Origin of the sequence: Neobacillus niacini NBRC 15566 (genome assembly GCF_001591505.1) — a bacterium.
Taxonomy (GTDB): domain Bacteria; phylum Bacillota; class Bacilli; order Bacillales; family Cytobacillaceae; genus Neobacillus; species Neobacillus niacini.
Map to the genome: position 1 here is coordinate 1 of NZ_BCVA01000109.1, position 577 is coordinate 577.

The window sequence follows — 577 nt, forward strand, 5'->3', positions numbered from 1 at the left end:
TCCATCTGATTGATCGACTTTTACATAATTCATGTATTTTATCTGTAATTGTTTCTTCACTTGCTTTAATAATATCCTCGGAAGAGGGGAACTCTGAAAGTGTTAAGAGTGATACAACAGAATATAAATCGCCAAAAACCCCTTTATATTCAGGAAACACTTGTTCAAGTACAGCCTGAAATTGAAGCTTCGTTTGAATTGTGACTCCAGTAGTATTTTCATGTTGTCTTGTAAGATTACGAAGATTTAATAATTGGACACCACGTTTTTTATAGGGCTCTAACTCCTCTTTATAGAACAACTCACAAAGAAGATAGGCATCTATGGCATCTGTCTTTACTTTTCTTAAACTTGAACCTCTTGCCTTGTATGAAATCAGCGGATTAATAATAATCAATAAATATCCTCGTTCTTCCAAGTAATGAACAACAGGAGTTTGATAGTGTCCAGTAGCTTCTAGAATGATTGAAGGCTTCTTACCAGACTCTTTTTTCACATCCTCCAGAAACGATACAAGATAACTTAGCCCTTCAACTGTATGAGGTACTTTAAAACTCTTTCTGAATGGTTTGCCTTT

The 577-nt window shown here is 34.8% G+C and carries 1 protein-coding gene; it reads right to left on the bottom strand.

The features are described from left to right. Positions 1-577 (bottom strand): IS110 family transposase (locus tag BANA01_RS28885; protein WP_157411922.1); only part of this gene is annotated, 577 nt, incomplete at both ends.